Origin of the sequence: Staphylococcus sp. EG-SA-17 (assembly GCF_017151845.1) — a bacterium.
In the GTDB taxonomy this organism is placed as follows: Bacteria; Bacillota; Bacilli; order Staphylococcales; family Staphylococcaceae; genus Staphylococcus; species Staphylococcus aureus.
Genome location: NZ_JACVZO010000007.1, coordinates 79589 through 105922 on the forward strand (window position 1 = coordinate 79589; position 26334 = coordinate 105922).

Here is a 26334-nt window from a genome sequence, read left to right on the forward strand (position 1 = left end):
AGGGTTTTATTTTGCTGTTTATGACATGATTATGACATTTCCTCGTTTATCATTTTCAAATACATTAAATTGTATACACTGAAAATGAGGAGGTTATCTATAATGATAAATAAAAATGACATAGTAGCAGATGTAGTAACTGATTATCCGAAAGCAGCAGATATTTTTAGAAGTGTGGGAATAGATTTTTGTTGTGGCGGACAAGTAAGTATAGAAGCAGCAGTCTTAGAAAAGAAAAATGTAGATTTGAACGAATTATTACAACGTCTCAATGAAGTTGAACAAACGAATACACCAGGTTCGTTAAATCCTAAATTTTTAAATGTTTCATCACTTATTCAATATATTCAAGCAGCATATCATGAACCTCTAAGAGAAGAATTTAAAAATTTAACACCTTATGTGACAAAGTTATCGAAAGTACATGGACCTAATCATCCATATTTAGTTGAGTTAAAAGCAACATACGATACATTTAAAAATGGCATGTTAGAGCATATGCAAAAAGAAGATGATGTTGATTTTCCAAAACTCATTAAATATGAACAAGGTGAAGTAGTAGACGATATTAATACAGTGATTGATGATTTAGTATCTGATCACATTGCAACGGGACAATTGTTAGTGAAAATGAGCGATTTAACATCAAGCTATGAACCACCGATAGAGGCATGTGGTACTTGGCGACTCGTTTATCAGAGATTAAAAGCACTTGAAGTGTTAACACATGAGCATGTTCATTTAGAGAATCATGTTTTATTTAAAAAAGTATCATAAATAACGCGATTAGAAACTGTTGGCAAAGTAATGTCAGCAGTTTTTCGCTATACTTAACAGAAATTTAGTGACATGATAGTCATTATTTTGAAAAGGAAAATTGTCAACTTAGCATAAGAATTGATATGAAATTTTAATGGTATAGGTAATTAAATAGTATCGTGTTTTTTTAATAATTTATTCATGAATTTTACATGCACTATTATGATAAAATAAACATAATTATAATTCACTGAGGTGCTATCGTGCTATCGCTAACAATGTTATTACTTGAGCGTGTAGGTTTAATTATTATTTTGGCCTATGTGTTGATGAATATTCCATATTTTAAAAACTTAATGAATCGTCGACGTACATGGAAAGCACGTTGGCAATTATGTATTATTTTCAGTTTGTTTGCCTTAATGTCTAATTTAACTGGTATCGTCATCGATCATCAACATAGTTTGTCAGGAAGTGTGTACTTCCGTTTAGATGATGATGTATCTTTAGCTAACACACGTGTATTGACAATAGGTGTCGCAGGATTAGTTGGTGGCCCTTTTGTAGGTCTATTTGTTGGCGTTATTTCAGGTATTTTCAGAGTGTATATGGGTGGGGCGGATGCACAAGTTTATCTTATCTCATCTATATTTATCGGTATAATTGCTGGTTATTTTGGTTTACAAGCTCAAAGACGCAAGCGTTACCCGAGTATTGCGAAAAGTGCCATGATTGGAATTGTTATGGAAATGATTCAAATGTTGAGCATTTTAACATTTTCCCACGACAAAGCATATGCGGTTGACCTCATATCATTAATTGCACTACCAATGATTATTGTTAATAGCGTTGGTACGGCGATTTTTATGTCTATTATCATTTCAACATTAAAGCAAGAGGAGCAAATGAAGGCTGTTCAAACACATGATGTACTGCAATTGATGAACCAGACATTGCCGTATTTTAAAGAAGGATTGAATAGAGAATCGGCACAGCAAATTGCGATGATTATTAAAAATTTAATGAAAGTATCTGCCGTAGCAATTACAAGCAAAAATGAAATCTTATCGCATGTAGGTGCAGGTAGTGATCATCACATACCAACAAATGAAATATTAACAAGTCTGTCTAAAGATGTATTGAAATCAGGAAAGTTGAAAGAAGTTCATACTAAAGAAGAGATTGGTTGTAGTCATCCGAATTGCCCGCTTAGAGCAGCTATCGTGATACCACTTGAGATGCATGGTTCTATCGTCGGTACATTGAAGATGTATTTTACAAACCCTAATGATTTAACTTTTGTGGAACGTCAACTTGCAGAAGGATTGGCAAATATTTTTAGTAGCCAAATTGAACTTGGTGAAGCCGAAACGCAAAGTAAGTTATTGAAAGATGCTGAAATTAAGTCATTGCAGGCACAAGTGAGTCCGCATTTTTTCTTCAATTCAATTAACACGATTTCAGCTTTAGTTAGAATAAATAGCGAAAAGGCACGAGAGTTACTATTAGAATTGAGTTATTTTTTCAGAGCGAATTTACAAGGCTCAAAGCAACATACGATTACTTTAGATAAAGAGTTAAGTCAAGTGCGTGCATACTTATCACTCGAACAAGCACGTTATCCAGGAAGATTTAATATCAATATTAATGTTGAAGACAAGTATCGCGATGTGCTTGTACCACCATTTTTAATTCAAATTTTAGTTGAAAATGCCATCAAACATGCGTTTACGAATCGAAAGCAAGGTAACGATATTGACGTGTCAGTGATTAAAGAAACTGCAACACATGTACGTATTATTGTACAAGATAATGGTCAGGGTATTTCTAAAGATAAAATGCATTTGTTGGGAGAAACATCTGTAGAATCAGAGTCTGGAACTGGTAGTGCTTTAGAAAATTTAAACTTACGCCTAAAAGGATTATTTGGAAAATCCGCAGCATTACAATTTGAATCGACATCGAGCGGTACCACTTTTTGGTGTGTACTTCCTTATGAAAGACAAGAGGAGGAATAAATATGAAAGCATTAATCATAGATGATGAGCCATTAGCACGTAATGAATTAACATATTTATTAAATGAAATTGGTGGTTTTGAAGAAATTAATGAGGCAGAAAATGTAAAAGAAACATTGGAAGCACTACTGATAAATCAATATGACATTATATTTTTAGATGTCAATTTAATGGATGAAAATGGTATCGAATTAGGAGCTAAAATTCAAAAGATGAAAGAGCCACCTGCGATTATTTTTGCAACTGCACATGACCAATACGCAGTACAGGCATTTGAATTAAATGCGACAGATTATATTTTGAAACCGTTTGGTCAAAAACGTATTGAACAAGCAGTCAATAAAGTTCGTGCGACTAAAGCCAAAGATGATAATAGCGCAAGTGCAATTGCGAATGATATGTCGGCGAATTTTGATCAAAGTTTACCTGTTGAAATTGACGATAAAATTCACATGTTAAAGCAACAAAATATTATTGGGATTGGCACACATAATGGTATTACAACCATACATACAACAAATCATAAATACGAAACAACAGAGCCATTGAATCGTTATGAAAAACGATTGAATCCCGCTTATTTCATACGTATTCATCGTTCATATATTATTAACACGAAACACATTAAAGAAGTGCAACAATGGTTTAACTACACTTATATGGTAATATTGACAAATGGTGTCAAGATGCAAGTTGGACGTTCATTTATGAAAGATTTTAAAGCGTCGATAGGATTACTTTAACAGTAATCCTTTTTTTTATGCATTTTACCTATGATATTTTGTATTTCGGACTAAAAATCACGCAAATCGAAGTGAGCCATCTATACTTTAGTTAAATCAAACGTAGGAGGCAATGGTCGTGAAACAACAAAAAGACGCATCAAAACCAGCACACTTTTTTCACCAAGTCATTGTAATTGCTTTAGTACTCTTTGTATCGAAAATAATTGAATCATTTATGCCAATTCCTATGCCTGCATCAGTAATCGGTTTAGTATTATTATTTGTATTATTATGTACTGGTGCTGTTAAGTTAGGCGAAGTCGAAAAAGTAGGAACGACACTAACAAATAACATTGGCTTACTCTTCGTACCAGCCGGTATCTCAGTTGTTAACTCTTTAGGTGTCATTAGCCAAGCACCATTTTTAATCATTGGACTAATAATCGTCTCAACAATACTATTACTTATTTGTACTGGCTATGTCACACAAATTATTATGAAAGTTACTTCGAGATCTAAAGGTGACAAAGTCACAAAAAAGATCAAAATAGAGGAGGCACAAGCTCATGATTAACCACTTAGCACTAAACACACCTTACTTCGGAATACTGTTATCCGTTATACCATTTTTCTTAGCGACCATATTATTTGAAAAAACTAATCGTTTCTTCTTATTCGCACCGCTATTTGTCAGTATGGTATTTGGTGTGGCCTTCCTCTATTTAACAGGCATTCCGTATAAGACTTACAAAATAGGTGGAGATATTATTTACTTCTTCTTAGAACCGGCAACAATCTGTTTTGCGATTCCGTTATATAAAAAGCGTGAAGTGCTTGTTAAACATTGGCATCGTATCATCGGAGGTATTGGTATCGGTACAGTTGTAGCGTTATTAATTATTTTAACTTTTGCGAAGTTAGCACAATTTGCCAATGATGTTATTTTATCAATGTTACCTCAAGCAGCAACTACAGCGATTGCGTTACCAGTATCAGCTGGTATCGGTGGTATAAAAGAATTAACATCATTAGCAGTTATTTTAAATGGTGTCATTATTTATGCCCTAGGTAATAAATTCTTGAAGCTTTTCCGAATTACTAACCCTATTGCCCGAGGATTAGCACTTGGAACAAGTGGTCACACATTAGGTGTAGCACCAGCCAAAGAATTAGGACCTGTAGAAGAATCAATGGCAAGTATAGCTTTAGTGTTAGTTGGTGTAGTTGTTGTAGCAGTTGTGCCTGTCTTTGTAGCAATATTCTTCTAAAACGAAAAACCTAAGCAAGATAATAGCAATTTGAGCCATTGTTATTATCGTAAAAAAACGTCTATACTCCGGTTTATAACTGGGATATAGACGTTTTTATGTATGTATTACTTTTTACTAGGAATTATGGTATTTAGGCGTTCGTTTTATGTATTGCCACTTTTGAAAAATGGTAGAACGAATTAATTTAAACAAGAATTAAAATTTAAGTTATATCATTTGTGAAATTTCAATTAAATATTTTTCGACAAATTCTTGAAATTACTTAATGTCATCAACACTTTATAAAAAAACGGCGTATGCTTATATGTAAGAATGCAATTAAGAGGAGATTTTATAAATGAGTATGCAAAGTTCATATAAACGTTTAGTTAAAGTGCTACTAACGATTTTAGTGATTGTGTTTTCAATTTTACTAGTAGGTGGTTGGTATATTTTTAAAAATGAAGCACCTCGTCCAACAAAGATAGTAGATCAACAAGGTCATACGCTTGTTACAAAAGGCGAGCTGATCAGTGGGCAAGCGATATATGAGAAATATGGGTTAACAGATTATGGCTCCTACCTAGGCAATGGTTCCTATTTAGGTCCAGATTATACAGCAGAGGCATTACATCATTACCTGATTGGCATGCGTAAATATTATGCACAAGATATTTATCATAAGCAACTTCATAAATTAAATCATGCAGAGTTAGCCGTAGTTAAAGATAAAGTGATGAAAGAAATACGGATTAATCGTTATTCTGAAAAAGAAGATCAACTTGTATTAACGCCAGGACAAGTATACGGTCTAAAATATTTGCAAGATTATTATAAAAAAGAGTTTGTTAATAACCCTAAACAAGTAGGGTTAAATGAAAATATGATTAAACAGTTTCAAAATGATGATTATATGGTCGCAGGAAATAAAGTTGAACATTTAAGTCAATTCTTTTTCTGGGGTGCTTGGCTATCGTCAACAGATAGACCTGGAAAAACATTTTCATATACAAATAATTGGCCATACGATGTGGATGCAGGAAATACGTTGCCTAGTGCAGGGATTTTATGGACTGCTATATCTGTAACATTACTGATTGCAGGCTTGGCATTCATTATATATATTCAAAAGCGTTATCAATTTGACATGAAGCCGACGTATGAGTCGGAACGGGAACTACCAAAGATTGAAGTGGATCGTAAAATCACTGATAGTCAACGAAAAGTTGGGAAATATTTAGTCGTTGTCATGTTACTATTTTTGGTTCAAATATTATTAGGCGAATTACTGGCACATTATTATGTAGAGAATAAATTTTTTGGTATAGAAATACAAAGGCTCTTTCCATTTAATATTGCGAAGACATGGCATGTGCAATTAGTTATTTTCTGGGTTGCTACGACTTGGTTAGCAGCAGGAATATACATTGTACCTAAAGTATTGGGCAAAGAACCAAAGAAACAAGGCGTATTAGTAGATATCTTGTTTTGGGCCTTAATCATAGTTGTGATGGGCAGCATGATTGGAGAATGGGGTCATATTTTAGGTTGGATTGATTCTCATTGGTGGCTATTCGGGCACTTTGGTTGGGAATATATAGAATTAGGTAAATTTTGGCAAATATTATTTATAGTAGGTATGGTCTTATGGGTTATCATTCTTTGTCGAGGTTTTTTACCAGCTATTCGCAACAAAGTACAAGTGAATCATGATAAACGTCACTTATTGACGCTATTGTTTGTTGGAGCAATTGCAATTCCGTTATTTTATCTTGCATCATTATTTATAATGCCGAATTCACATGTGACGTTTGCCGATTACTGGCGATGGTGGATTGTTCACTTATGGGTTGAAGGTATATTTGAAGCATTTGCCGTAGTGTTGATTGGTTTCTTAATGGTTAATATGAAATTAACTACCATTGAAACGACGATTCGTGCATTATATTTTCAATTAATCTTATTACTAGGTACAGGTATTGTTGGTATGGGTCATCATTACTATTGGCAAGGTGATCATTCCATATGGCTAGCACTGGGTTCTTGTTTTTCAGCATTAGAAGTCGTGCCGCTTTGTTTATTAATTTGGGAAGCATACACACACTATCGCTTATATAAGAATAGTGACATCGCTTTTCCTTACAAAGGTACATTTATTTTTCTTGCTTCAACAGGATTGTGGAATGCAATTGGTGCTGGAGCATTAGGCTTTTTAATTAACACACCAGCAGTTAACTACTTTGAACATGGTACGCAATGGACTGCAGCACATGCCCATGGTTCTATGGCTGGCGTGTATGGTATGTTCTCAATTGCAATTGCGTTGTATGTTTTTAAAAATATTACTAAAAAAGAATTTTGGACACCGAAAGTTGAAAAATGGATTAAAATATCATGTTGGGCTTTAAATATTGGCTTGGCAGGTATGGTGTTCGTTACATTAATGCCAGTAGGTTATATCCAACTTAAAGATGCATTAGAACATGGTTATTGGCATTCAAGACTAACGTCATTTTATGAACAACCACTTGTAAAAGCAATCATGTGGGGGAGAATGCCTTGGGACATTATATTCACAGTAGGTGTCATTATATTAGTAGTTATTTTTATAAGGGGATACAGACACTTAAAACCAAAATACAGAGTATAGATCATCATATTACCGAGTGATTTTAGTGTGTTTTAACGTTTGAGGGGAAGAGATATTATACAATAGGATTCAAACTATAAGTTCTTAGATCATGTAAACATAAAGAACAGTATAAAGTAATTTTCTGATTAAAAATGTACTTCTCACTGTTTTTAAAGAAATTATGTCTTATAAAACGTCTATACTCCGGTTTATAACTGGAATATAGACGTTTTGATGTATGTATTACTTTTTACTAGGAATATAAAACTGTGCATGACGATAATGAAATACGATGTCAGACGAATCAAAAGGTTTGCCAGTCATTGTATAAAACGTTTGGTGATAACGTAAACATGGTTCGCCCTTAGATAATTGTAGTAATGCCGCTTCACTTGAATTGAGTTGATCTACATTAAAGAAAATATCTGAAAAACCAATACGAAGTTTCATGTTTGATTCTAAATAGTCGAAGATAGAGCCCTTAGCAATATCATCATTTAAATATTTCACGATTTCTTTATGATAATAAGAATATTCGATACATAAAACATCATCGTCCACGAATCTTAATCGCTCTAAATAGTAGACGGTATCATCTGCATTTAATTGGAGTTCATCTTGTACAGATTTAGGTGGCGTTGCAATCTCCTTAAAAACAAGCACCTTACTTGTCATTCGATGTTCGCCTAAACTTTTAGAAAAACCATTGGTCTTAAAAACATTGATACGATTTGCATCTGCAATATTTCTCACATATATACCGCTACCTTGTGCCTGATAGATCAAACCATCTTGTTCCAATAAGCCTAATGCTTTAATGATAGTACTCTTACTTACTTGATAACGTTCTTTTAATTGCGTTACACTTGGCAACTTATCACCAGGTTTGAAATTAGAATGATGTATAAACGCATTAAGTTGCTTAGCAATATGTTCGTACTTTAACAATATTTTATCCTCATTTCACTTTGTCTGTAATTATTATAGCACAAAATATTATAATTGTATCGTCATTTACAAAATGAACCGGTACAATTATAATTGGAGGTAAGTAAATACATTTTCATTCTACTATCAAGTTGAGGGGGTAATATTTATGAGTAATAAATATAAAGACCAAGCCCAAGACATTCTTACAGCTGTGGGTGGTGTCGAAAACATTGTTGATGTAACGTATGACACGAAGGGCATTACAATTCATATGCAACATACAATTCCTTCTACAGCAAATGAAGTGAAACAAATAGTTGATGTGACATCTGTAGCAGAAAATGATGCGCAGTTAGTCATAAAATTAAACGGAAATGTCGATGAAGTGTATCAGCAATTACAGCGATTAATTAAGGATGCTAATGTTGAAGAGGGTGCGAATACTGACAATATTAATAGCCAAGATACAAGTTATACACCTCAAGCAAAAGTGACAACACCGATTTTAGTGAAAGCACCAATCGCTGGTCGTCGTATTTTACTTAAAGAAGTAAGAGATTCAATTTTTAGAGAGAAAATGGTAGGTGAAGGCTTGGCAATCAAAGCTCATGAAGAATCCAAAGTAATCGCACCGTTCAATGGTTTAATATCTATGATTGTACCTACTAAACATGCTATCGGTATTCGTTCAGAAGAAGGTGTGGACATAGTCATTCATATTGGCGTGAATACAGTTGACTTGGAAGGTAAAGGATTCAAGTGCTTTGTAAAGCAAAATGATCGTGTTGAAGCTGGGCAAACACTGTTACAATTCGATCAACAATATATTCAGGAACAAGGTTATAACTCAGACGTTATTGTCGTTATTAGCAACTCTGCCGATTTAGGAAAAGTAGAACTGACAATGAATGAAATCATTACGACTGAAGATGTTATTTTTAAAATATTTAAAAACTAGGAGTGTGTTGTAATAATGACAAAATTACCGCAAAATTTTATGTGGGGTGGCGCTCTTGCCGCAAATCAATTTGAAGGTGGATATGATAAAGGTGGCAAAGGATTAAGTGTAATTGATGTTATGACGAGTGGTGCACATGGCAAAGCACGTCAGATTACAGAATCTATAGATCCAAATCACTATTATCCAAATCATGAAGGTATTGATTTTTATCATCGTTATAAGGAAGATATTGCCTTGTTTAAAGAAATGGGATTGAAATGTTTACGTACGTCGATTGCGTGGACACGTATCTTTCCGAATGGGGATGAAGATGTGCCAAATGAAGAAGGACTTGCCTTTTATGATCGTATCTTTGATGAATTAATTGCACAAGGTATTGAACCTGTTGTGACGTTATCACATTTTGAGATGCCACTTCATTTAGCGAAACATTATGGTGGATTTAGAAATAGAGAAGTTGTCGATTATTTTGTGCATTTTGCGCGTGTTGTATTTGAAAGATATAAAGATAAAGTGACATATTGGATGACGTTTAATGAAATTAATAATCAGATGGACACATCAAATCCTATCTTTTTATGGACAAATTCTGGGGTAGCATTAACAGAAAATGATAATCCCGAAGAAGTCTTGTATCAAGTAGCACATCATGAACTTTTAGCCAGTGCTTTAGCGGTTCGTCTTGGTAAAGAGATTAATCCGAAATTTAAGATTGGAACAATGATTTCACATGTACCCATTTATCCATATTCGTGTCATCCGAAAGATATGATGGAAGCACAAATTGCGAATCGCTTACGTTTCTTTTTCCCGGATGTTCAAGTAAGAGGTTATTATCCAAGCTATGCTAAAAAAATGTTGGCACGAAAAGGATATGATTTTGGATGGCAAGAAGGGGACGACAGTATTTTACAGCAGGGCACGGTTGATTATATTGGCTTTAGTTATTACATGTCTACGGCTGTAAAACATGATGTTGATACTACAGTTGAAAACAACATCGTCAACGGTGGTTTGAATCATTCTGTGGAGAATCCGCATATCGCAACGAGTGATTGGGGTTGGGCGATTGATCCAGATGGCTTAAGATATACATTGAATGTGTTATATGATCGTTATCAGTTGCCACTTTTTATTGTGGAAAATGGTTTTGGTGCAGTTGATGAAGTGGTAGATGGACATATTCATGATGATTATCGCATTGAATATTTAAAAGTACATATTACAGCAGCGATAGAAGCAGTTGATCAAGATGGTGTAGATTTAATCGGTTATACGCCGTGGGGAATCATTGATATTGTTTCATTTACAACTGGTGAAATGAAGAAACGCTATGGTTTAATATATGTTGATCGAGATAATGATGGTCATGGCACGATGGAACGCTTGAAAAAAGATTCGTTCTATTGGTATAAACAAGTGATAGCATCAAATGGAGATAAATTATAAAGGTATATTATAAGTATTTTAGAGTTAGAGCCCGAGACATAAATTAATATAGTAGGACCTAAAGTGTTGTATTGGCGGGCCCCCAACGCAAAAGCTGGCGGAAAGTCAGCTTACAATAATGTGCAAGTTGGCGGGGCCCCAACATAGAGAATTTCGAAAAGAAATTCTACAGGCAATGCAAGTTGGCGGGGCCCCAACATAGAAGCTGGCGGAAAGTCAGCTTACAATAATGTGCAAGTTGGGGAGGGACATAAATAAATTTTGCGAAAATATCATTTCTGTTCCAATCCCGTGATGTTAAAATTTTAAGAAAAAAATAATGCCACTAACTAAGTATGTATAGTGTTAATGTTTGAGTGTTTATAAAAGTCTTTAACCAAAATTGATGACCTACTAATCAACGATAACGATATTGTTAAGTAGATGATTAGTGTCACAAAGAAATTAAAGTAACAGTCAAACATAGATATAAAGTACAGTTAGTGGCATTATATTTAGTGCTCTTTTTTAGCGACAAAAGTAATATAATTCATATCTTTTCGCAGTTTAGTCATCGTTTTAAACATTTTACAAAACATTGGTCGATTTTCTTTTTTTAAAGCATTGTTGATAATCTTTAAAGTTCCGACAATACCTTCATCATAAATTAAACCTTTAGGTGTCATTAAACTCATTGGACCAGTATGATAATGTACATGATTAAAACCAGCTTGATGATATAAATCTAACCAGCCAAGTTTCGTCTGCGGTGAGACATTGACATTAATTGCTGCAGATAATGATTTAACTACATGTGTGGCATGTGATTCATTAACGATGACAATATCATGTGTTAACAAGATACCCCCAGGCTTTAAGACTCGGTAGTACTCGCGTAATGCTTTTTCCTTTATGGCGATGGGTAACATTGTTAACATTGCTTCATTTAAAACGATATCGAATTGATTGTCATCAAAGGGCAATTTAACAGCATTCGCTTGTTGAACTTGAATATATGATTCAAGACCTGCTGCTGAGATATTTTCTTGTGCTTTTTCTAATGCTTTCTTATTTATATCAACGCCTTGAATGTGACAGCCATATGTATGAGCTAGATAAATAGATGTCGTACACATATTACATGCCACTTCTAACACTTGTTTATCTTGTGAAAATGCCCCTTGTTGTATTAACCAATCTGTTGCTTCTTTACCACCGGGGCGTAGACGAGTTTTTCCTAATTTAGCTAAAAATGTATGACCGGCTTCTTTAGACATAACATAACCTCCTTATTAATTGATAATCATTATCATTAATATAGCATATTTATATGCGATAATTTGAAAGTTAAACAGATGACAAAAAATTGTCACTTCATTTATAACTAAACATGAGTCATCAAGCATAGGTTTAGTGGAAAATTATTTCTAGTAGATGATGTTTTATAAAGATAAAAAGCACAGCCATGATATACGAATGTTGCATGTTATATGCTAAACCTTCAAATCATAGCTGTGTTTGATTCATTTAAACTTGATTTACTTCTTCTAGTAGAGGAATAGATGCTTGCGCGCCGTGTTTTTGTACAGTGAGTGAGCTCGCTTTATTACCAAAATCAATAGCATCTGCTAAGTTATCTTGCGACTTGTTTAAGCGACTGACAAATGCACCAATAAATGTGTCGCCTGCAGCAGTTGTATCAATCGCATTTACTTTATAAGCTTCGATGTGTTGGCTTTGATTTTTAGTAGCAAAATATGTACCTTGCTTACCTAACGTAATCAAAACAGTCTTAATGCCTAAAGATAAAAAGTAATTAGCATTGTCTTTCATAGATTGTTCATTAGTTACTTTAATCCCAGATAACAATTCGGCTTCTGTTTCGTTTGGCACAATAATATCGATTAGTGACAATAATTCATTAGGTAATGCTTTCGCTGGTGCAGGATTTAATACTGTCGTCACACCATGTGACTTGGCAATTTCAAATGCAGATATAATAGCCGGGATGGGTACTTCTAATTGTGCAACGACAAAGTCTGCATTGATTATAGCGTCTTTTGCGTTAATAACATCTTCAGGTGTCATCGTCATATTCGCACCACCATAAACATAGATGGTGTTTTGTCCTTCTGCATTCACAGTGATAAAGGCTTGGCCCGTTTTTGCCTCAGCTGTTTTGATAATATATGATGTATCAATATGAGCCGCTTTAAAATCTTCTAAGATGAAATCAGCAACGCCATCAGTGCCAATTTTAGTAATAAATGTTGTGTCTGCTTGCATGCGTGCAGTGGCAATAGCCTGGTTGGCACCTTTACCTCCGCCGAATGCTTTTTGTGCTTCTTCAACATGTAATGTTTCGCCTGGTTGTGCATATCTTTCAACTGTTAAAAATTGATCGACATTCGTTGAACCTAAAATAACAACTTTGTTGGTCATGTGTACGCTCCTTTCAAGTTATAACTTTTAAAAAGTAACATTCGATTCTAATGCAATATTAGAGTAGGGCGTTGTTTCACCAGTACGAATATTACCTTTATTTAATGGGTGAGCTAAGTTACTTTTCATTTCTTCGTGAGGAATGAAAATGATTTCGATTTCCGATGAAATCAATTGTTTAATTTGTTGCAATTGTGTAGGGTTATGTTCTTTTATTTCTTCTGCTAAGTATATTTTTTGGATTTCCATTTCTTCTAACACTGTAGCTAAGACATCAATAAAGCGTGGTAAGTTTTTAGTTACAGCTAGGTCGATACGACGATGATCATTTGGAATTGGCATGCCAGCGTCATTAATCGTTAATAGATCAAAATGACCAATTGTCGCGATTGCTTTTGAAATATGTTCATTTAAAACAGCTGTTTTTTTCATGACATCTACACTCCTTATTTTATAAATACTGTAACAGAAGTGGCTACTAAAATGAGTACTAAGCCGATGATTGTAATAACCATTTCTTTTGACGTTTTATGTTGTTTTAAGAAATAAATACCAGTTAATGTAGCAAGCACAACGGATGTTTGAGAAAGAATAAATCCAGTTGCTAAACCATTCATATTAGGTTGTGCTGAAATAAGATATGTTAAGGCACCAAATGCAAAGAAGAAACCTGAAATAATTTGTAACCACGTAATTTTATTACGGAATGGATTCTCTGCTTTCATATTCATAAAGCCATAAATGACTGCAACAATTACCATACCCATTGCTTGAGGTAAAAAGGCAGTTAGGCCATCAATAGAAGTTGCTTGCGGTGCAGCTGAATATAACCAGTATCCAAATTCACCAATTAACAGAAGTACCACTGCACGACGTAAATTTTTGGCGTTACTTGCTTCTTTGCGTTCACTCCAAACTGTCATACGCGCACCAATTAGAATAACGACTAAAGCTGTAAATCCAATGATTTTATGACCAATGCCTGGCCAATTTCCTAATGCAAAGACACCCCATAAAGATGCGCCTAATAATTGGAATGCTGTTGTGACTGGCATGGCACGAGATGAACCGACTAATTCGAACGCTTTAAATGTAATGATTTGTCCGAATCCCCAACCAGCACCTGATAATAAGGCGAATAGCAAATTGGTTCCAGTAGGGAAGCCGCTTGATGTGACTACGGCTAATATAATAGCGAAGATTAACGTACCTACAGTAGCACCGATAATTTGATGTACAGGTTTACCACCAAACTTTGAAGCGACTGTTGGGAAGAATCCCCAGCCAATTAAGGGGCCTAACCCGATAAGTAATGCAACAATGCTCATGTTATACACCTCACGATTTGTTTTTAGTAAAACGTTTTACCAGTGCCATCGTACCATTTTTATTTGTAAAATGCATGCGTTTTCATAAAAGCTGAAAACGTTTAAATCATATTTAAAAATTCATACATTATTATTTTAATTTCTTAGTGAAATAATTATGATTAAAAACCCTCAGCATTAAAGCAACGCTAAGGGCCTAACAATGATGAGTATATTTCGGAAGATACGTAGTTAGTTTGAAAGATGATAGCCAGTTGTTGCACGAATTTTTAAAGTCGTTGGTAATTCAATCATATCAATGGATTTATCTAAGTGCTGTAATCGTTGAAGTAATAAGGTTAAAGATGTTTTGCCAATATCAGTTATAGGTTGTGCCACAGTAGTTAAAGGTGGCGAGACGTACGCTGCATAATCAATGTCGTCATAACCTATTAATGAGATATCTTTCGGGATACTGATGCCATGTTCAATTAGTCCTCGTAAAATGCCAATAGCGAGTTCATCGTTAATAGCGAAGATTGCAGTGGCAGATTGAACCATGATGTCATCAACAATGGTTAGCCCACCGCGCTTAGATAATTCAGTATGGACGATTTGTGGTTCTGGCAATTGATTCGCGCGCAAAGTATCGACAAATCCAGCGACACGAGTCGACATATTCGCCATCATGTCATATGGTGCAACAACTATCATATTGTTGTGACCGAGTTCTATTAAATGTTGTGCTGCAAGTTGTCCACCTTGATATTCATTTGTCCGAACAAAATCTGTATAGCCTTGATGGTCATTTTGATCCAGTACGACATAAGGTACATGATGTTTCTTTAGATAGTTATTTAGGGCGTCCGGGGATGATATGTATTGTGCGATAATTAATCCGTCAATACCTCGATCAATTAAATGTTTAATATTGTCATACAAATCAGTTGCTGTAGATGTTAAAAAGCATAAATCAACATCAGATGGTTTATGGTCATGAATACTTTGCATTAGTGCTGAGAAAAACGGATTTGTTAAGCTAGGTAAAATGACGCCAATAGTTTGAATTTTACTGCCGCGCAATTGTTTTGCATGTTTATTAGGGGCATAGCCTAAACGTTCTGAAACAGCATGTACGTTTTTTATCGTTGTTGCGGAAAAACGACTATCATTATGATTTAAAATATGTGACACAGTTGTAACTGATACACCAGCTTCTCTAGCAACATCTTTAATTGACACTTTTTTCATATTATATTCCTTCTCTTTATTGTGTAATTAATCATACAGTTATATACCCGATTATTATATTCATCATATCATGATAAACATTTGATGACATATGAAGACGTGAATGACTTTTATTGTCTACAAACAGACGCCTATAGTATGCGATTAAGGTTGAGGCGAGAGAATATATTATTAAGGTTAATACCTTTTAATGATTATGATAACTAGAATTTTAAAATGTTTATTGTGATGAGGAATACAAAAGTCATTATTTTAAAGAATAAAATATTTGTTTTTGAAAAAAAGTATTAAAAAATATAACGAAATGATGTATATTGAACTATGTGATTGAAAAAATTTTTAATTAAGGCTTGTTAAAACTTAAGAGAGGATGTTTTTAAATGCAATTCAAATTAAAAGAAGAAGAGATTATTAGTTTTTTAGAATTGAAATATCCAGAAAAAGAGTTCGAATATGGTCGTTTGTTAGTTGGACAACATAAACTTGATGATTTAGATGTTTATTACTTTGGTGATACGTTTTTAATGTGCACGATTATTTCATTCAAGACATTTGAAATTAAAGAAACAGTAGAATTATCATATGATGCTGTTAATCGTATTGTGTTAAAAGATGGATGGTTATTTAGAAAAATGAGAATAGAAACAATGCAAAAAGTGTTAAAATACGGTACATCTAAATTAATGTTAACTGATTTTCAAAAAGAGAATTATAATAAATATATTCAAGGTCAGAAACAACGCGTGATATTTGAAAATGGCCATTTTGTCTAATTGATAGTGAATATAATTAGAGTAAGCGAAGAACAGAGAAAAACGTTCTTCGCTTATTTTTCTTGAATTTCTTGTATATCATTTTAAAGTGATAAAGATATTTCGAAACATAATTCTTCTATTATATTTAAGATTTAACTGTTTTTGGAATGATCATGTATGCAGACAATGAGCCAAGGATCATCAATACAATGCTGACGATAAATGTTACGGTTGCAGCTACACTTGGTGCATAGTTTAGTTGTAACATACTGAAAACTGTAGTACTTAGTGCTATACCAAAGGCGCCACCTAATGTACCACTCATTTTATATAATCCTGTAGCTAAACCAACTTTTTCATTTGGCATACTGAAAATTGCAATTGTAAGGCCGGGTGTTGCGACTAAACCATTTCCAATTGCGCAAATGACGAAACCAATGATAACTGCAATGACATATTGTGATGCCGATAATTGAGTCATGCTAATAATAGTGATGCCGATGACAGGGAACAACGGACCAATGATGAGCATCAATTTGCCACCGAAACGTAATGTTGCTTTTTCACCTAAACGAATCATCGCAACTGCCACAATGGCATATGGCAATGTAACAAGTCCAGATTGCGCAGCTGATAAACCAAGGTGTGTTTGAGCATATATGAAAAAGACCACTGTTACGCCTAGACCGCTATTTAAAACAAAGTTATTTAAAAATGCACCAATGAACGGACGGTTGCGTAATACTGAAAAATCAATAAAAGGTACTTCATGTCGACGTTCGATGATGATGAATATCAACGTAGTGATGATAAAAATGCTCAGACAAATGAATGAAAATGTACTAAACCAACCTTGTTCGAATCCTTGTGTTAACAATAATGTAAAGCTACCAATCATAACAGCGAAAATCGACATACCTTTGTAATCGAATGGATGACGATGGCTATGTTGACTTACTTTTTCAGGTGTGCCTTTTAGAAGCAATATGGCAATGAAAGCAATGACTATACTAATGATGAAATTCGTTTGCCATCCGAAATTTGTGGCGATTAAACCGCCGATAACACCAGCTAGGCCGATGCCACCAACAGTACTAATCATTAGATAACTAATCGCTCGTCTTAAATGTTCTCCTTTAAATTGATTATTTAAAACGCCAACTGTTGAAGGTAACAAGATAGCTGCTGATAGACCTTGTAAAATTCTACCGATGATGAGCAGTGCAGTGATGTCCGATATAATTAATAGAAGAGATGCAAACATACTGATTATGAGACCCATGTATGTCATTCTCAGTTGTCCTATTTTATCAGCAATATCACCTGCAGCCACCATGAAGATACCTGTGGCGAAGGAAGTTAAACTAATAGATAAATTTAACACGGCAGGAGAGGTTTGATACGTTTGACCAACGAGAGGTCCTATATTAATAAATGATTGTGCAAACAACCAATATGTTAATGCAGACAACATAATCGCAATAATAATATTACTGCGTGGTGAAGATTGTGTGTTATTCACAGATGTCACTCCTTGTAAAAATTAAATATAGAAAGTCATGAGATGAAGTGAACGGATGTATAGATGATCGTTCACTCACACATAAGTCATGATTTCCTTACATATCATACCACAGTTATTGAGAATGAATATCAATTAATTGCTTGTATGATTGATTTTTTATAGTATGTTTAAGTGAAACAGCTTTATTTGAAAGTGATTAAAGTAAATGAAGGTACAGAGGAGTGAGAACAATGTGCACAGGATTCACAATACAAACTTTAAATAATCAAGTACTTCTTGGACGCACGATGGATTATGATTATCCATTAGATGGTTCGCCAGCAGTGACGCCTAGAAATTATCGTTGGACATCTCGCACTGGCACGACAGGCCAAACGCAATATGGCTTTATTGGCACAGGAACAGATATGGAAGGTTTTATTTATGGTGATGGTGTTAATGAACATGGCGTTGCCATTTCAACACAATATTTCCGAGGTTATAGTTCATATGGATCAACACACAAAGCGGACGCGATGAATATTACGCAAAATGAAATTGTAACATGGATTTTGGGATATACAACAAGCATTGAAGATATGAAACAACAAGCATCCCAAATACATGTTGTAGCTGTATATTTAAATGATATCGGTGAAGTTCCGCCATTGCATTATCATGTTTCCGATGCAACTGGACAATCAGTCGAAGTTTCATTTAAAGAGGGTGAAGTGGTTATAAAAGATAACCCTATTGGTGTCTTAACAAATCATCCAGACTTAGATTGGCATTATAGTAATTTAAGGCAATATATCAATATTTCTCCTTATCCAGCAACAGCAAATTTATTGGAAGGTGTAACGATTGAACCTTTAGGCAATGAAGCAGGTACATTTGGATTGCCAGGTGGATTTACTTCAACTGAGCGCTTTGTGAGAATGGCATTTATGAAAGCAAACATTGCTCAAAACAATGATAAAGAAATGGATTTAATGAATGCATTTTATTTATTAGATGCGGTAAATATACCGATTGGAATTGTACGTCCGCATGATGCTGACAATCACTATACGATGTATCAGACCGTAATAAATTTAACTACAAGAACGTTATATATTAAGTATTATGGTAGCAATGAAATAGTAGCATTAAAGCTCACAGATGATTTAATTAATAGAAAAGATATGACGATTTTTAAGCCTGAGAAGCATATCACTATTAGAAAGTTGAATGACAATCAATAGCGATTGATAATGGAATTTGGTTGATATGATTTGATGGATGATTACTATCATACATTAGCGTTGAACCGCGAACATGGACGAATGATTAGTTGTTAGTTTTGAAAATTTATAAAAGGTTAAACGAATGCAGTGAGAGATGTCATTTTAATATCAATGTATGGCTATTTTGTAATGACAATGTAATGAGTTTAGTAAAACATTTCGGGAATATTAAATAGTTGGAAAATGAGAATTAAATCCTTTACTCAGTTGTCTAATTCTTTTAGTATGTGCAGTACAGTTTAATTGAAAACTAACTTTAACTTTAATGGAGGATGTTTTATACATGAAAAAATTAACAGCAGCAGCGATTGCAACGATGGGCTTCGCTACATTTACAATGGCGCATCAAGCAGATGCAGCAGAAACGACAAACACCCAACAAGCACATACACAAATGTCAGCACAATCACAAGACGTATCTTATGGTACTTATTATACAATTGATTCTAATGGGGATTATCATCACACACCTGATGGTAACTGGAATCAAGCAATGTTTGATAATAAAGAATATAGCTATACATTCGTAGATGCTCAAGGACATACGCATTATTTTTATAACTGTTATCCAAAAAATGCAAATGCCAATGGAAGCGGTCAAACATATGTGAATCCAGCAACAACAGGAGATAACAATGACTACACAGCGAGTCAAAGCCAACAGCACATTAATCAATATGGTTATCAATCAAATGTAGGTCCAGACGCGAGCTATTATTCACATAGTAACAACCAAGCGTATAACAGCCATGATGGTAATGGAAAGGTCAATTACCCTAATGGCACGTCTAATCAAAATGGCGGATCAGCAAGTAAAGCGACAGCTAGTGGTCATGCGAAAGACGCAAGCTGGTTAACAAGTCGTAAACAACTACAACCATATGGACAATATCACGGTGGTGGTGCGCATTACGGTGTCGACTATGCAATGCCTGAAAATTCACCAGTTTACTCATTAACTGATGGTACAGTAGTACAAGCAGGTTGGAGTAACTATGGTGGTGGTAATCAAGTAACGATTAAAGAAGCGAACAGTAATAACTACCAATGGTATATGCATAATAATCGTTTAACTGTTTCAGCTGGTGATAAAGTCAAAGCTGGTGACCAAATTGCATATTCAGGTAGTACGGGTAATTCAACAGCGCCTCACGTACACTTCCAACGTATGTCTGGTGGCATCGGTAATCAATATGCAGTAGACCCAATGTCATACTTGCAAAGTAGATAATACAGAAAATCCCAAGTTGCGATATCATACGCAGCTTGGGATTTTTTCGTTTTAATAATAGGTATAAGTCCATTGTTTGTCCTCTAAAACATGTTGATAAAAAGGATCTTGGCCAATTAACTTGATATCATCTGCAAGTGCTTCAACTTCATCTAAATGATGGGTAGTTAATATAATTAAACATTTAGATTTCATAATGTTAAGTAGTTGGTGGATGTCATGTCTAGATTTTAAATCAATACCAACTGTCGGTTCATCTAAAATGAGAATTCGAGGTTTACCTAGTAAACCTACTAATATATTAATTTTACGTTTATTCCCACCGGACAATGTAGATACTTTGGCAGACGTATCATCAAAATTTAATTGCTGTAAATATTCGTTGATAGTTGTATCGTTAATTGGATTTTTACAAAGTGATTTAAAAAATTTAATGTTTTCAGCCACTGTCATGTGTTCAAATAACGCAATGTCTTGTGGCACATAACCGATGTGATTTTGTATTTGTCTTTGATTCCATTTTTCGCCGAAATAGTTGATAGTTCCATCATTAGCTTTTTCAATACCAGCAATCATACGAAGTAATGTTGATTTTCCAGCGCCATTATCACCAAGTAATACGGTTAATCGATTACTATCAAAGGACATGGTTAAATGATTGAAAATCTGTTTGTTACGGTAACGCTTTGAAAGGTTATTAATTTCTATCATCAGTTACGCTCCTTTACATGAAAATGGTCAAGTATACGATACCCATAGCAAGTGCATATATAAATGTCATGAATAATCGATGACTTATTGTTTGAATATGGAATAAGATAAAGACGATACCTATCTCATAAATCAATATAAGTAACAGTGATTTTAAGTAAAATATTAAGCTGAGTGGTTGAGACAAATATAGACTAACTGCCAATAGTACCAACAATAACAAAATCGTATGTGTCATTACATAAGTACTATATAGTTTGAAACGGCTTAAATGATATTGTGATAATCGTTGCAATGCTGCTTGTTGGTTTAAACGATAATGAAGTACTACTTGAACAGCGCTAACAAATAAAATCACCGCAAAGATTAAGCTAATTGAAATAGAGTGTTGTGCTTGTTTAGTAAGCGACACAAATTTGATTTTAGATTCAGGTGTATGTTTATGATAGGACTTGTTGATAGCATCGATGGATTGATGCTGTTTCATATCCTCAAGGTGTTCATAAATAATGTTAGGAATTTGCTGCTCATATAATGAACTACTAACAATTTCTACAGCAATACCACCTATAAAGTCATCTCTACCATATAACTGTATCGTTTCTTTTAAACGGTTCTCTTTTAATTTTTGAGAGAAACCTTTAGGAATTTGCATACTTAAAATAGCTTCCTTTTTAGTAACATCATCTTCAATATAGCTTTCATCTTCATCGACTTTTTTAATAGTTACATAGTCAGATTGTTTAATTTTATTGACGAATGATTTTGATGCAGTGGTTTGGTCTAAATCTTGAATGGTAATCGGTATTTTGAAGTTGTCATGTGCTACACGGTAACCGATACCAATAAGTACGAGTGCGATGACAATGGTTGTTACGAGCAAGATGTATTGTAACCATTGCTTGAACACAACAAGTTGTATATAAGGCTTCATTGACGATACCTCCAAACCAATACAGCTAAATTAATTATCAAAAGTGCGATGAAGCTAAGATAGAAACTAGGGTGCAGTTCTAAAATGTAGTTGTTTAAAATAATTTCTAACAATTGATTTGTTACAACTGCGAACGGTTGAATATTGAAAACGCCATTTGCTATATGTTGTAAAAAAATCGTAGGTATTGTTAAACCAGATAACACCAGGATGACAATAGCTAATATGACTTTACTAATACTATTCAACAAGCCTGTAGTTAAAAGTTCGATGAGTAATAACCACAGTATTAAAAAGGTAACATAATAGCTTAAATGAATGGCTAACGTTGGCCAATTATATAATTCAAAGGTATTCGGAATACTGAACACAATCCAAACTACACCAACGATACTCCATAACATAGTATAAAACCATGTAATCAACGCACGAATGATTAACAAACGCTCTTTAGAAAAATGAAACATTTTCAATCGCGCTTTCAATACAGTATCTTGATTCATTTTCAAAACTGTAAATAAAGATAGTGCAAAGATGAATACCGTTGTTAAAAATCCTGTAATTGCATAATAACTGCCCGTATCGTATAAATGAATCGGTTCTAAGTTAAATGCACCTGAACGGTTTAATCCTGTAATCAGCAAATCAGTCATAACATTGATACTGTCAGAATGTGATGCTTTCGGTGCTAAGTCTTGAAAAGCTAAGATGCCACCCATTGATCGCATAAGACGTTGGTAAACAGAATCTGTTAGCTGAGATAGCACGACACTTTTCATGGATTGTTGATCATATGTATATACTGAAATTGGTAGTTCGCCTTGTTTATAAAATGCCTTGGTCATACCTTTATCAAAAACAAAATAACCTTGAAGTTTATGTTTTTTTAACAAAGTATGTGCTTGCTTATCATCATATGCTTTAATGCTCACATTTTTTCCTAGGTTACTCCCTTTACCAATAGAGTTTAAGATTAATTTCGTTTCACTTGATTGATCTTTATCTACGACACCTATATTAAAATGATTGTCATCTTCTGTTACATGTTGGATTGTCGTTAATGTAATAACGAGTGCCGCTAATATAAATAGTAAATAGATAATCAAATACCACTTTTTCAATAAAAAAGAGTGGTAGATGCGAAACAAATGTATTGTTTTCATTTAACCACTCCTCCAATGATAAGATTGAAAGGCAAGATGACCTTCCAATCTTATTTTTATATTTTAGTTATTTAGATGCCTTTTTTAAAATTGATTCAAACATTTTGCCGCCATTTTTTTCGATTTCTTTTTCAAGTTTTTCACGATCTTTTGAAGATAGACTATTGAAATCTTTCGCACCACTATCATCAAAATCAATATCTGCTTTCAATTTTGTGCTAGATTTTAAAATGAAATTAATTGGTTCTTCAGCATATTTGATGCCGATATTTAACGTAGATTTCTGAGTGTTATTTTTTACGTCAGAATCTATATTATTTTCAAAAGTGAATTCATTTTCGTCGCTATATTTATCTAATGCGACAGTAATTTTACCTTTATCTTGACGTTTTGTGCCATCTACTTTCTCTTGGTTATCTAATTTGATTTTTGATTCATCATATTCTGTCTTTTTACCAAATTCGTATTTATCACTGTATTTATTGTCTTTTTCCTTAGAAGATACGCCTTTAATTGTATATTTCGCTTCAGCATACGTGTATTTATCTTGATCGAAATCAAGTGCGTAATCTAGTTTTAACTTATTGTCTTCTAAAGTATTAGTACCTTTGATTTTAGTTTTATTATTTTCTTTGTCTGTAATAGTAATTTCTCGTTTTACAATCGTATGTTTTTCGGTATAAATTTTAGATTGAATTTTAGCAAATTCATCTTTTTTAGTTTCTTTGACATCGTCAATTGCTTTTTTGATGTCTTTTTCAAAGTCTTTTGTAGCACCTTGTTCTTCCATTAATTTTTTAAGGTCTTTATCCTTTTTAGCTTCTTCTAATACAGCTAATGTAATTTTTTTAGTGTCAGCTCTGCTAAGTGTTAACGTGACAGGTCTAACTTTGTACTTTTCACCATTAACCTTAATTTCTTCTTTTTTACCTTTATCAAAATTATCGTCATCTAATTTGTCGACAATAAGTTCGGAATATTTTTCGGCAATTTTGCTGTAGTCACTTTGTTGTGCTTGAGCATTACTAAAAAGAGTATTTAAATTTAGTTGTTGGTTTGTAATACCATTTTCTTTTGCTGTTTCTTCATCTTCACCTGTAAGTTTTGAATAAGTTGATAATAAATCAGAATTATTAACACTATATTTCCCTTTAAATAATGGTGATTCGAAATAATGCTTATCTTTATCTGCAGCTAACTGGAATTTCCCTAATTCAGAGTCTGCTATTGTTGGTTCAAGATTAATCATTGATTTCTCTTTTTTAGGATCATGTCCATATGACATTTTAATTTTCGAAGCATTAACAACAGATTTAGGAATACCAAGCCCCTTAACAATTTCATCTGATGCATCTGCGCTTAATTCTAATGAAGATAAAAATGAATTATCTTTCATCTTTTCTTGGAACTTCACTTCGTTTTCAAAACGGTCATTAAAATAATCTTTATACATTTTTGCAGTTTGTTGTTCACTTTTTAAGTATGTATTTTTCGGTGTGTTTGCAAAAAATGCATAAACTCCCCATGCGATTCCACCTATTAATAATAAGACAATAATAATAGGAATTATAATTTTTAACTTTTTAGACATTTTGCTTCCTCCCAATTATTTATGAGTTAATCATATCAGAACAATACATTTTATTAAATGGTTTATTTTAAATTTTGTTTAAATTAATAGAATTTTAGTTATAATAATGTTTAATAAGTTATTGAAAATCTAATAAACTACAAAAAATAGTTTGATTACATAATGATTCTTGAAAAATGTCGGTTAACTTTAAGGTGACAAGTTATTGCAATTTTGAAGGTAAACATCATATTTTATAATCGAATAACATACAAAATAAAGCGACCAATTTTGCAGTGTTACGAATTGTAAACTGCGAACTGGTCGCTTTTTATTGATGTCATGATTAATTTAATGGATGTAACTATATGATGAAACTTCTGAAGCAGAGATGGTTCTTGATGAAACGATATATTCACCAATCCAATTCATTTCTGAAATTAGAATACTTCCATCAATATTAACTTTCTCAACGTAGGCTACATGACCAAATGGACCGTTTACTGTTTGCAAAATTGATCCTCGTGTTGGGTGTCTATCTACTTTGAAGCCATTGCTTGAAGCTTGGCCTGCCCAGTTTTTAGCATCTCCCCAAAATGTACTAATCGTGTGTCCATCTTTGACACGTTTATCAAAGACATACCATGTACATTGTCCAGCAGTATATAAGTTGTTCTTACTTGTGATAAGAGGCTGATCAATGATTTTACCGTTACCTAATGCTAAAGGTTTACCGTCAGCAGTCTTTGCTTTGTCATTAAATTCGGCGATTTGTAATTCGTCATACAATTCGTCTAAATCGATGCCTGTAATAAGCCCTTTGTTATCTTTTGAAAAAGCGTTATTTAATTCATCGTCATTGTCTTCGACATTCGGTATGGCTGGTGTCAAAGGATTGCTTGGTGACGTTTGAGGCGGTGTGTGTGAATCAATTGCGTCATTAATGTGCGTATACTGACCACTTAATGAAGAATGGTACTGATTGTTGTTAAAATCACGTTGATTTGCGTGTTGATGATTGTCGTTTGTACGTGACTGATTTTGATGATTGTTGTTTGGCGCGTTGTTTTTGTCATAAGTATAAGTATACGCGCCGGTGTCTTTATTCACTTTGAACTGTGCGTTTGGGTGTGCTTTCTTTGCTTCTTCTAATGTTTTGCTATCATTCGTGTATGCTTGAGCCGAGTTAGGCGACATACTAAATAAAGTAAGAGTTGTCATCGTCAGTAAAATTGTTTTCTTCATAATAACCATTTAATCCTTTATGTATTTAATTTAATTTTAGTATACACATTTATATTACAAAAATGAATGGTTAATTAAAAATATATGGATATATTCAATATATTTATTTAAAAAAAGCTAAAAATACTTAAAAAACTATATACATATACTAATAATTTATATATTATTTGAGTAAGGAGCACTTTTTCAAAAAATAGTGTCCCTAAAAAGTTTTGATAAACTTAAAATATTC

The 26334-nt window shown here is 33.7% G+C and carries 23 protein-coding genes and 2 pseudogenes; 13 read left to right on the plus strand and 12 right to left on the minus strand.

The genetic code is table 11. The features are described 5' to 3' along the window. Positions 1–102 precede the first annotated feature (102 nt). The 6 genes from scdA to IDG65_RS05195 all read left to right on the plus strand — a co-directional run bounded on the left by scdA (position 103) and on the right by IDG65_RS05195 (position 7402). A complete protein-coding gene (gene scdA / locus IDG65_RS05170) occupies positions 103–777 on the plus strand; it encodes an iron-sulfur cluster repair di-iron protein ScdA (RefSeq protein WP_000608837.1) in 675 nt (224 codons plus the stop codon). A 245-nt stretch (positions 778–1022) separates the two neighbouring features. After that, a complete protein-coding gene (locus IDG65_RS05175; RefSeq protein WP_000950281.1) occupies positions 1023–2777 on the plus strand; it encodes a sensor histidine kinase in 1755 nt (584 codons plus the stop codon). A gap of 2 nt (positions 2778–2779) precedes the next feature. Next, positions 2780–3520: a response regulator transcription factor LytR gene (locus tag IDG65_RS05180; RefSeq protein ID WP_000645456.1), complete on the plus strand. Its 741-nt coding sequence runs from the start codon at positions 2780–2782 to the stop codon at positions 3518–3520. Positions 3521–3632: 112 nt separating this feature from the next. Next, entirely contained in the window at positions 3633–4076 is a 444-nt protein-coding gene (gene lrgA, locus IDG65_RS05185) for an antiholin-like murein hydrolase modulator LrgA (RefSeq protein WP_001792906.1), read from the plus strand. Beyond that, positions 4069–4770 (plus strand): antiholin-like protein LrgB, encoded by a 702-nt coding sequence (lrgB, locus tag IDG65_RS05190; RefSeq protein WP_000607067.1) that lies wholly within the window; start codon positions 4069–4071, stop codon positions 4768–4770. The genes lrgA and lrgB overlap by 8 nt, the downstream gene beginning before the upstream one ends. Positions 4771–5110: 340 nt before the next feature. Next, positions 5111–7402, plus strand: coding sequence for a nitric-oxide reductase large subunit (locus IDG65_RS05195; protein WP_000062639.1), 2292 nt, complete (start codon positions 5111–5113; stop codon positions 7400–7402). A 225-nt stretch (positions 7403–7627) separates the two neighbouring features. Here the strand turns inward: IDG65_RS05195 and IDG65_RS05200 are convergent, their stop codons facing one another. Further along, complete coding sequence (locus IDG65_RS05200; RefSeq protein ID WP_000922316.1) at positions 7628–8332, minus strand: GntR family transcriptional regulator; 705 nt, start codon at positions 8330–8332, stop codon at positions 7628–7630. Positions 8333–8480: 148 nt separating this feature from the next. Between IDG65_RS05200 and IDG65_RS05205 the strand changes: the two genes are divergently transcribed. Continuing rightward, positions 8481–9272 carry a PTS sugar transporter subunit IIAB gene (locus tag IDG65_RS05205; protein WP_000066927.1) on the plus strand — a complete coding sequence of 264 codons (792 nt, stop codon included), beginning with the start codon at positions 8481–8483 and terminating at the stop codon, positions 9270–9272. A gap of 15 nt (positions 9273–9287) precedes the next feature. Continuing rightward, positions 9288–10724, plus strand: coding sequence for a 6-phospho-beta-glucosidase (locus tag IDG65_RS05210; protein WP_000163986.1), 1437 nt, complete (start codon positions 9288–9290; stop codon positions 10722–10724). 494 nt (positions 10725–11218) lie between these two features. Here IDG65_RS05210 and IDG65_RS05215 read toward each other — a convergent pair whose 3' ends face one another. Continuing rightward, positions 11219–11980: a class I SAM-dependent methyltransferase gene (locus IDG65_RS05215; RefSeq protein WP_000031266.1), complete on the minus strand. Its 762-nt coding sequence runs from the start codon at positions 11978–11980 to the stop codon at positions 11219–11221. A 19-nt stretch (positions 11981–11999) separates the two neighbouring features. Between IDG65_RS05215 and IDG65_RS05220 the strand changes: the two are divergent. Further along, positions 12000–12134, plus strand: a pseudogene (locus IDG65_RS05220) (hypothetical protein). Positions 12135–12230: 96 nt separating this feature from the next. Here IDG65_RS05220 and rbsK read toward each other — a convergent pair. From rbsK to rbsR, 4 genes are all read right to left on the minus strand, one after another. Then, a complete protein-coding gene (rbsK, locus tag IDG65_RS05225; protein WP_000182743.1) occupies positions 12231–13145 on the minus strand; it encodes a ribokinase in 915 nt (304 codons plus the stop codon). Between the two features lie 27 nt (positions 13146–13172). Continuing rightward, entirely contained in the window at positions 13173–13577 is a 405-nt protein-coding gene (gene rbsD, locus IDG65_RS05230; protein WP_000750483.1) for a D-ribose pyranase, read from the minus strand. A gap of 14 nt (positions 13578–13591) precedes the next feature. Next, positions 13592–14473: a ribose/proton symporter RbsU gene (rbsU, locus tag IDG65_RS05235; RefSeq protein ID WP_052997587.1), complete on the minus strand. Its 882-nt coding sequence runs from the start codon at positions 14471–14473 to the stop codon at positions 13592–13594. 231 nt (positions 14474–14704) lie between these two features. Next, entirely contained in the window at positions 14705–15703 is a 999-nt protein-coding gene (gene rbsR, locus IDG65_RS05240; RefSeq protein WP_000757882.1) for a ribose utilization transcriptional repressor RbsR, read from the minus strand. 150 nt (positions 15704–15853) lie between these two features. Between rbsR and IDG65_RS05245 the strand changes: the two are divergent. Both IDG65_RS05245 and IDG65_RS05250 read left to right on the plus strand, forming a co-directional pair. After that, positions 15854–16034 (plus strand): annotated as a pseudogene (locus tag IDG65_RS05245) (NADH-quinone oxidoreductase subunit L). 49 nt (positions 16035–16083) lie between these two features. Next, positions 16084–16476, plus strand: a complete 393-nt coding sequence (locus IDG65_RS05250) for a hypothetical protein (RefSeq protein ID WP_061385125.1) — start codon at positions 16084–16086, stop codon at positions 16474–16476. 127 nt (positions 16477–16603) lie between these two features. Here the strand turns inward: IDG65_RS05250 and IDG65_RS05255 are convergent, their stop codons facing one another. Beyond that, complete coding sequence (locus tag IDG65_RS05255; protein ID WP_001066553.1) at positions 16604–17980, minus strand: MFS transporter; 1377 nt, start codon at positions 17978–17980, stop codon at positions 16604–16606. A 233-nt stretch (positions 17981–18213) separates the two neighbouring features. Here IDG65_RS05255 and IDG65_RS05260 point away from each other — a divergent pair, with 233 nt between their 5' ends. Both IDG65_RS05260 and lytM read left to right on the plus strand, forming a co-directional pair. Continuing rightward, positions 18214–19206 carry a choloylglycine hydrolase family protein gene (locus IDG65_RS05260; RefSeq protein WP_000337376.1) on the plus strand — a complete coding sequence of 331 codons (993 nt, stop codon included), beginning with the start codon at positions 18214–18216 and terminating at the stop codon, positions 19204–19206. A gap of 325 nt (positions 19207–19531) precedes the next feature. Next, the gene (lytM, locus tag IDG65_RS05265; RefSeq protein WP_000736787.1) at positions 19532–20479 is read left to right on the plus strand and encodes a glycine-glycine endopeptidase LytM; all 948 of its coding nucleotides are present in this window, start codon (positions 19532–19534) and stop codon (positions 20477–20479) included. A gap of 51 nt (positions 20480–20530) precedes the next feature. On the opposite strand, the gene IDG65_RS05270 is transcribed toward lytM, so the two are convergent. The 5 genes from IDG65_RS05270 to IDG65_RS05290 all read right to left on the minus strand — a co-directional run bounded on the left by IDG65_RS05270 (position 20531) and on the right by IDG65_RS05290 (position 26102). Further along, entirely contained in the window at positions 20531–21190 is a 660-nt protein-coding gene (locus IDG65_RS05270; RefSeq protein WP_000570067.1) for an ABC transporter ATP-binding protein, read from the minus strand. Between the two features lie 13 nt (positions 21191–21203). Further along, entirely contained in the window at positions 21204–22124 is a 921-nt protein-coding gene (locus IDG65_RS05275; protein ID WP_000806114.1) for an ABC transporter permease, read from the minus strand. After that, complete coding sequence (locus IDG65_RS05280; RefSeq protein WP_000848780.1) at positions 22121–23287, minus strand: ABC transporter permease; 1167 nt, start codon at positions 23285–23287, stop codon at positions 22121–22123. Before IDG65_RS05280 ends, IDG65_RS05275 begins: the two co-directional genes overlap by 4 nt. 67 nt (positions 23288–23354) lie before the next feature. Continuing rightward, positions 23355–24878, minus strand: coding sequence for a DUF6583 family protein (locus IDG65_RS05285; protein ID WP_000038538.1), 1524 nt, complete (start codon positions 24876–24878; stop codon positions 23355–23357). A 330-nt stretch (positions 24879–25208) separates the two neighbouring features. Next, the gene (locus IDG65_RS05290) at positions 25209–26102 is read right to left on the minus strand and encodes a CHAP domain-containing protein (protein ID WP_052997589.1); all 894 of its coding nucleotides are present in this window, start codon (positions 26100–26102) and stop codon (positions 25209–25211) included. Positions 26103–26334 lie beyond the last annotated feature (232 nt).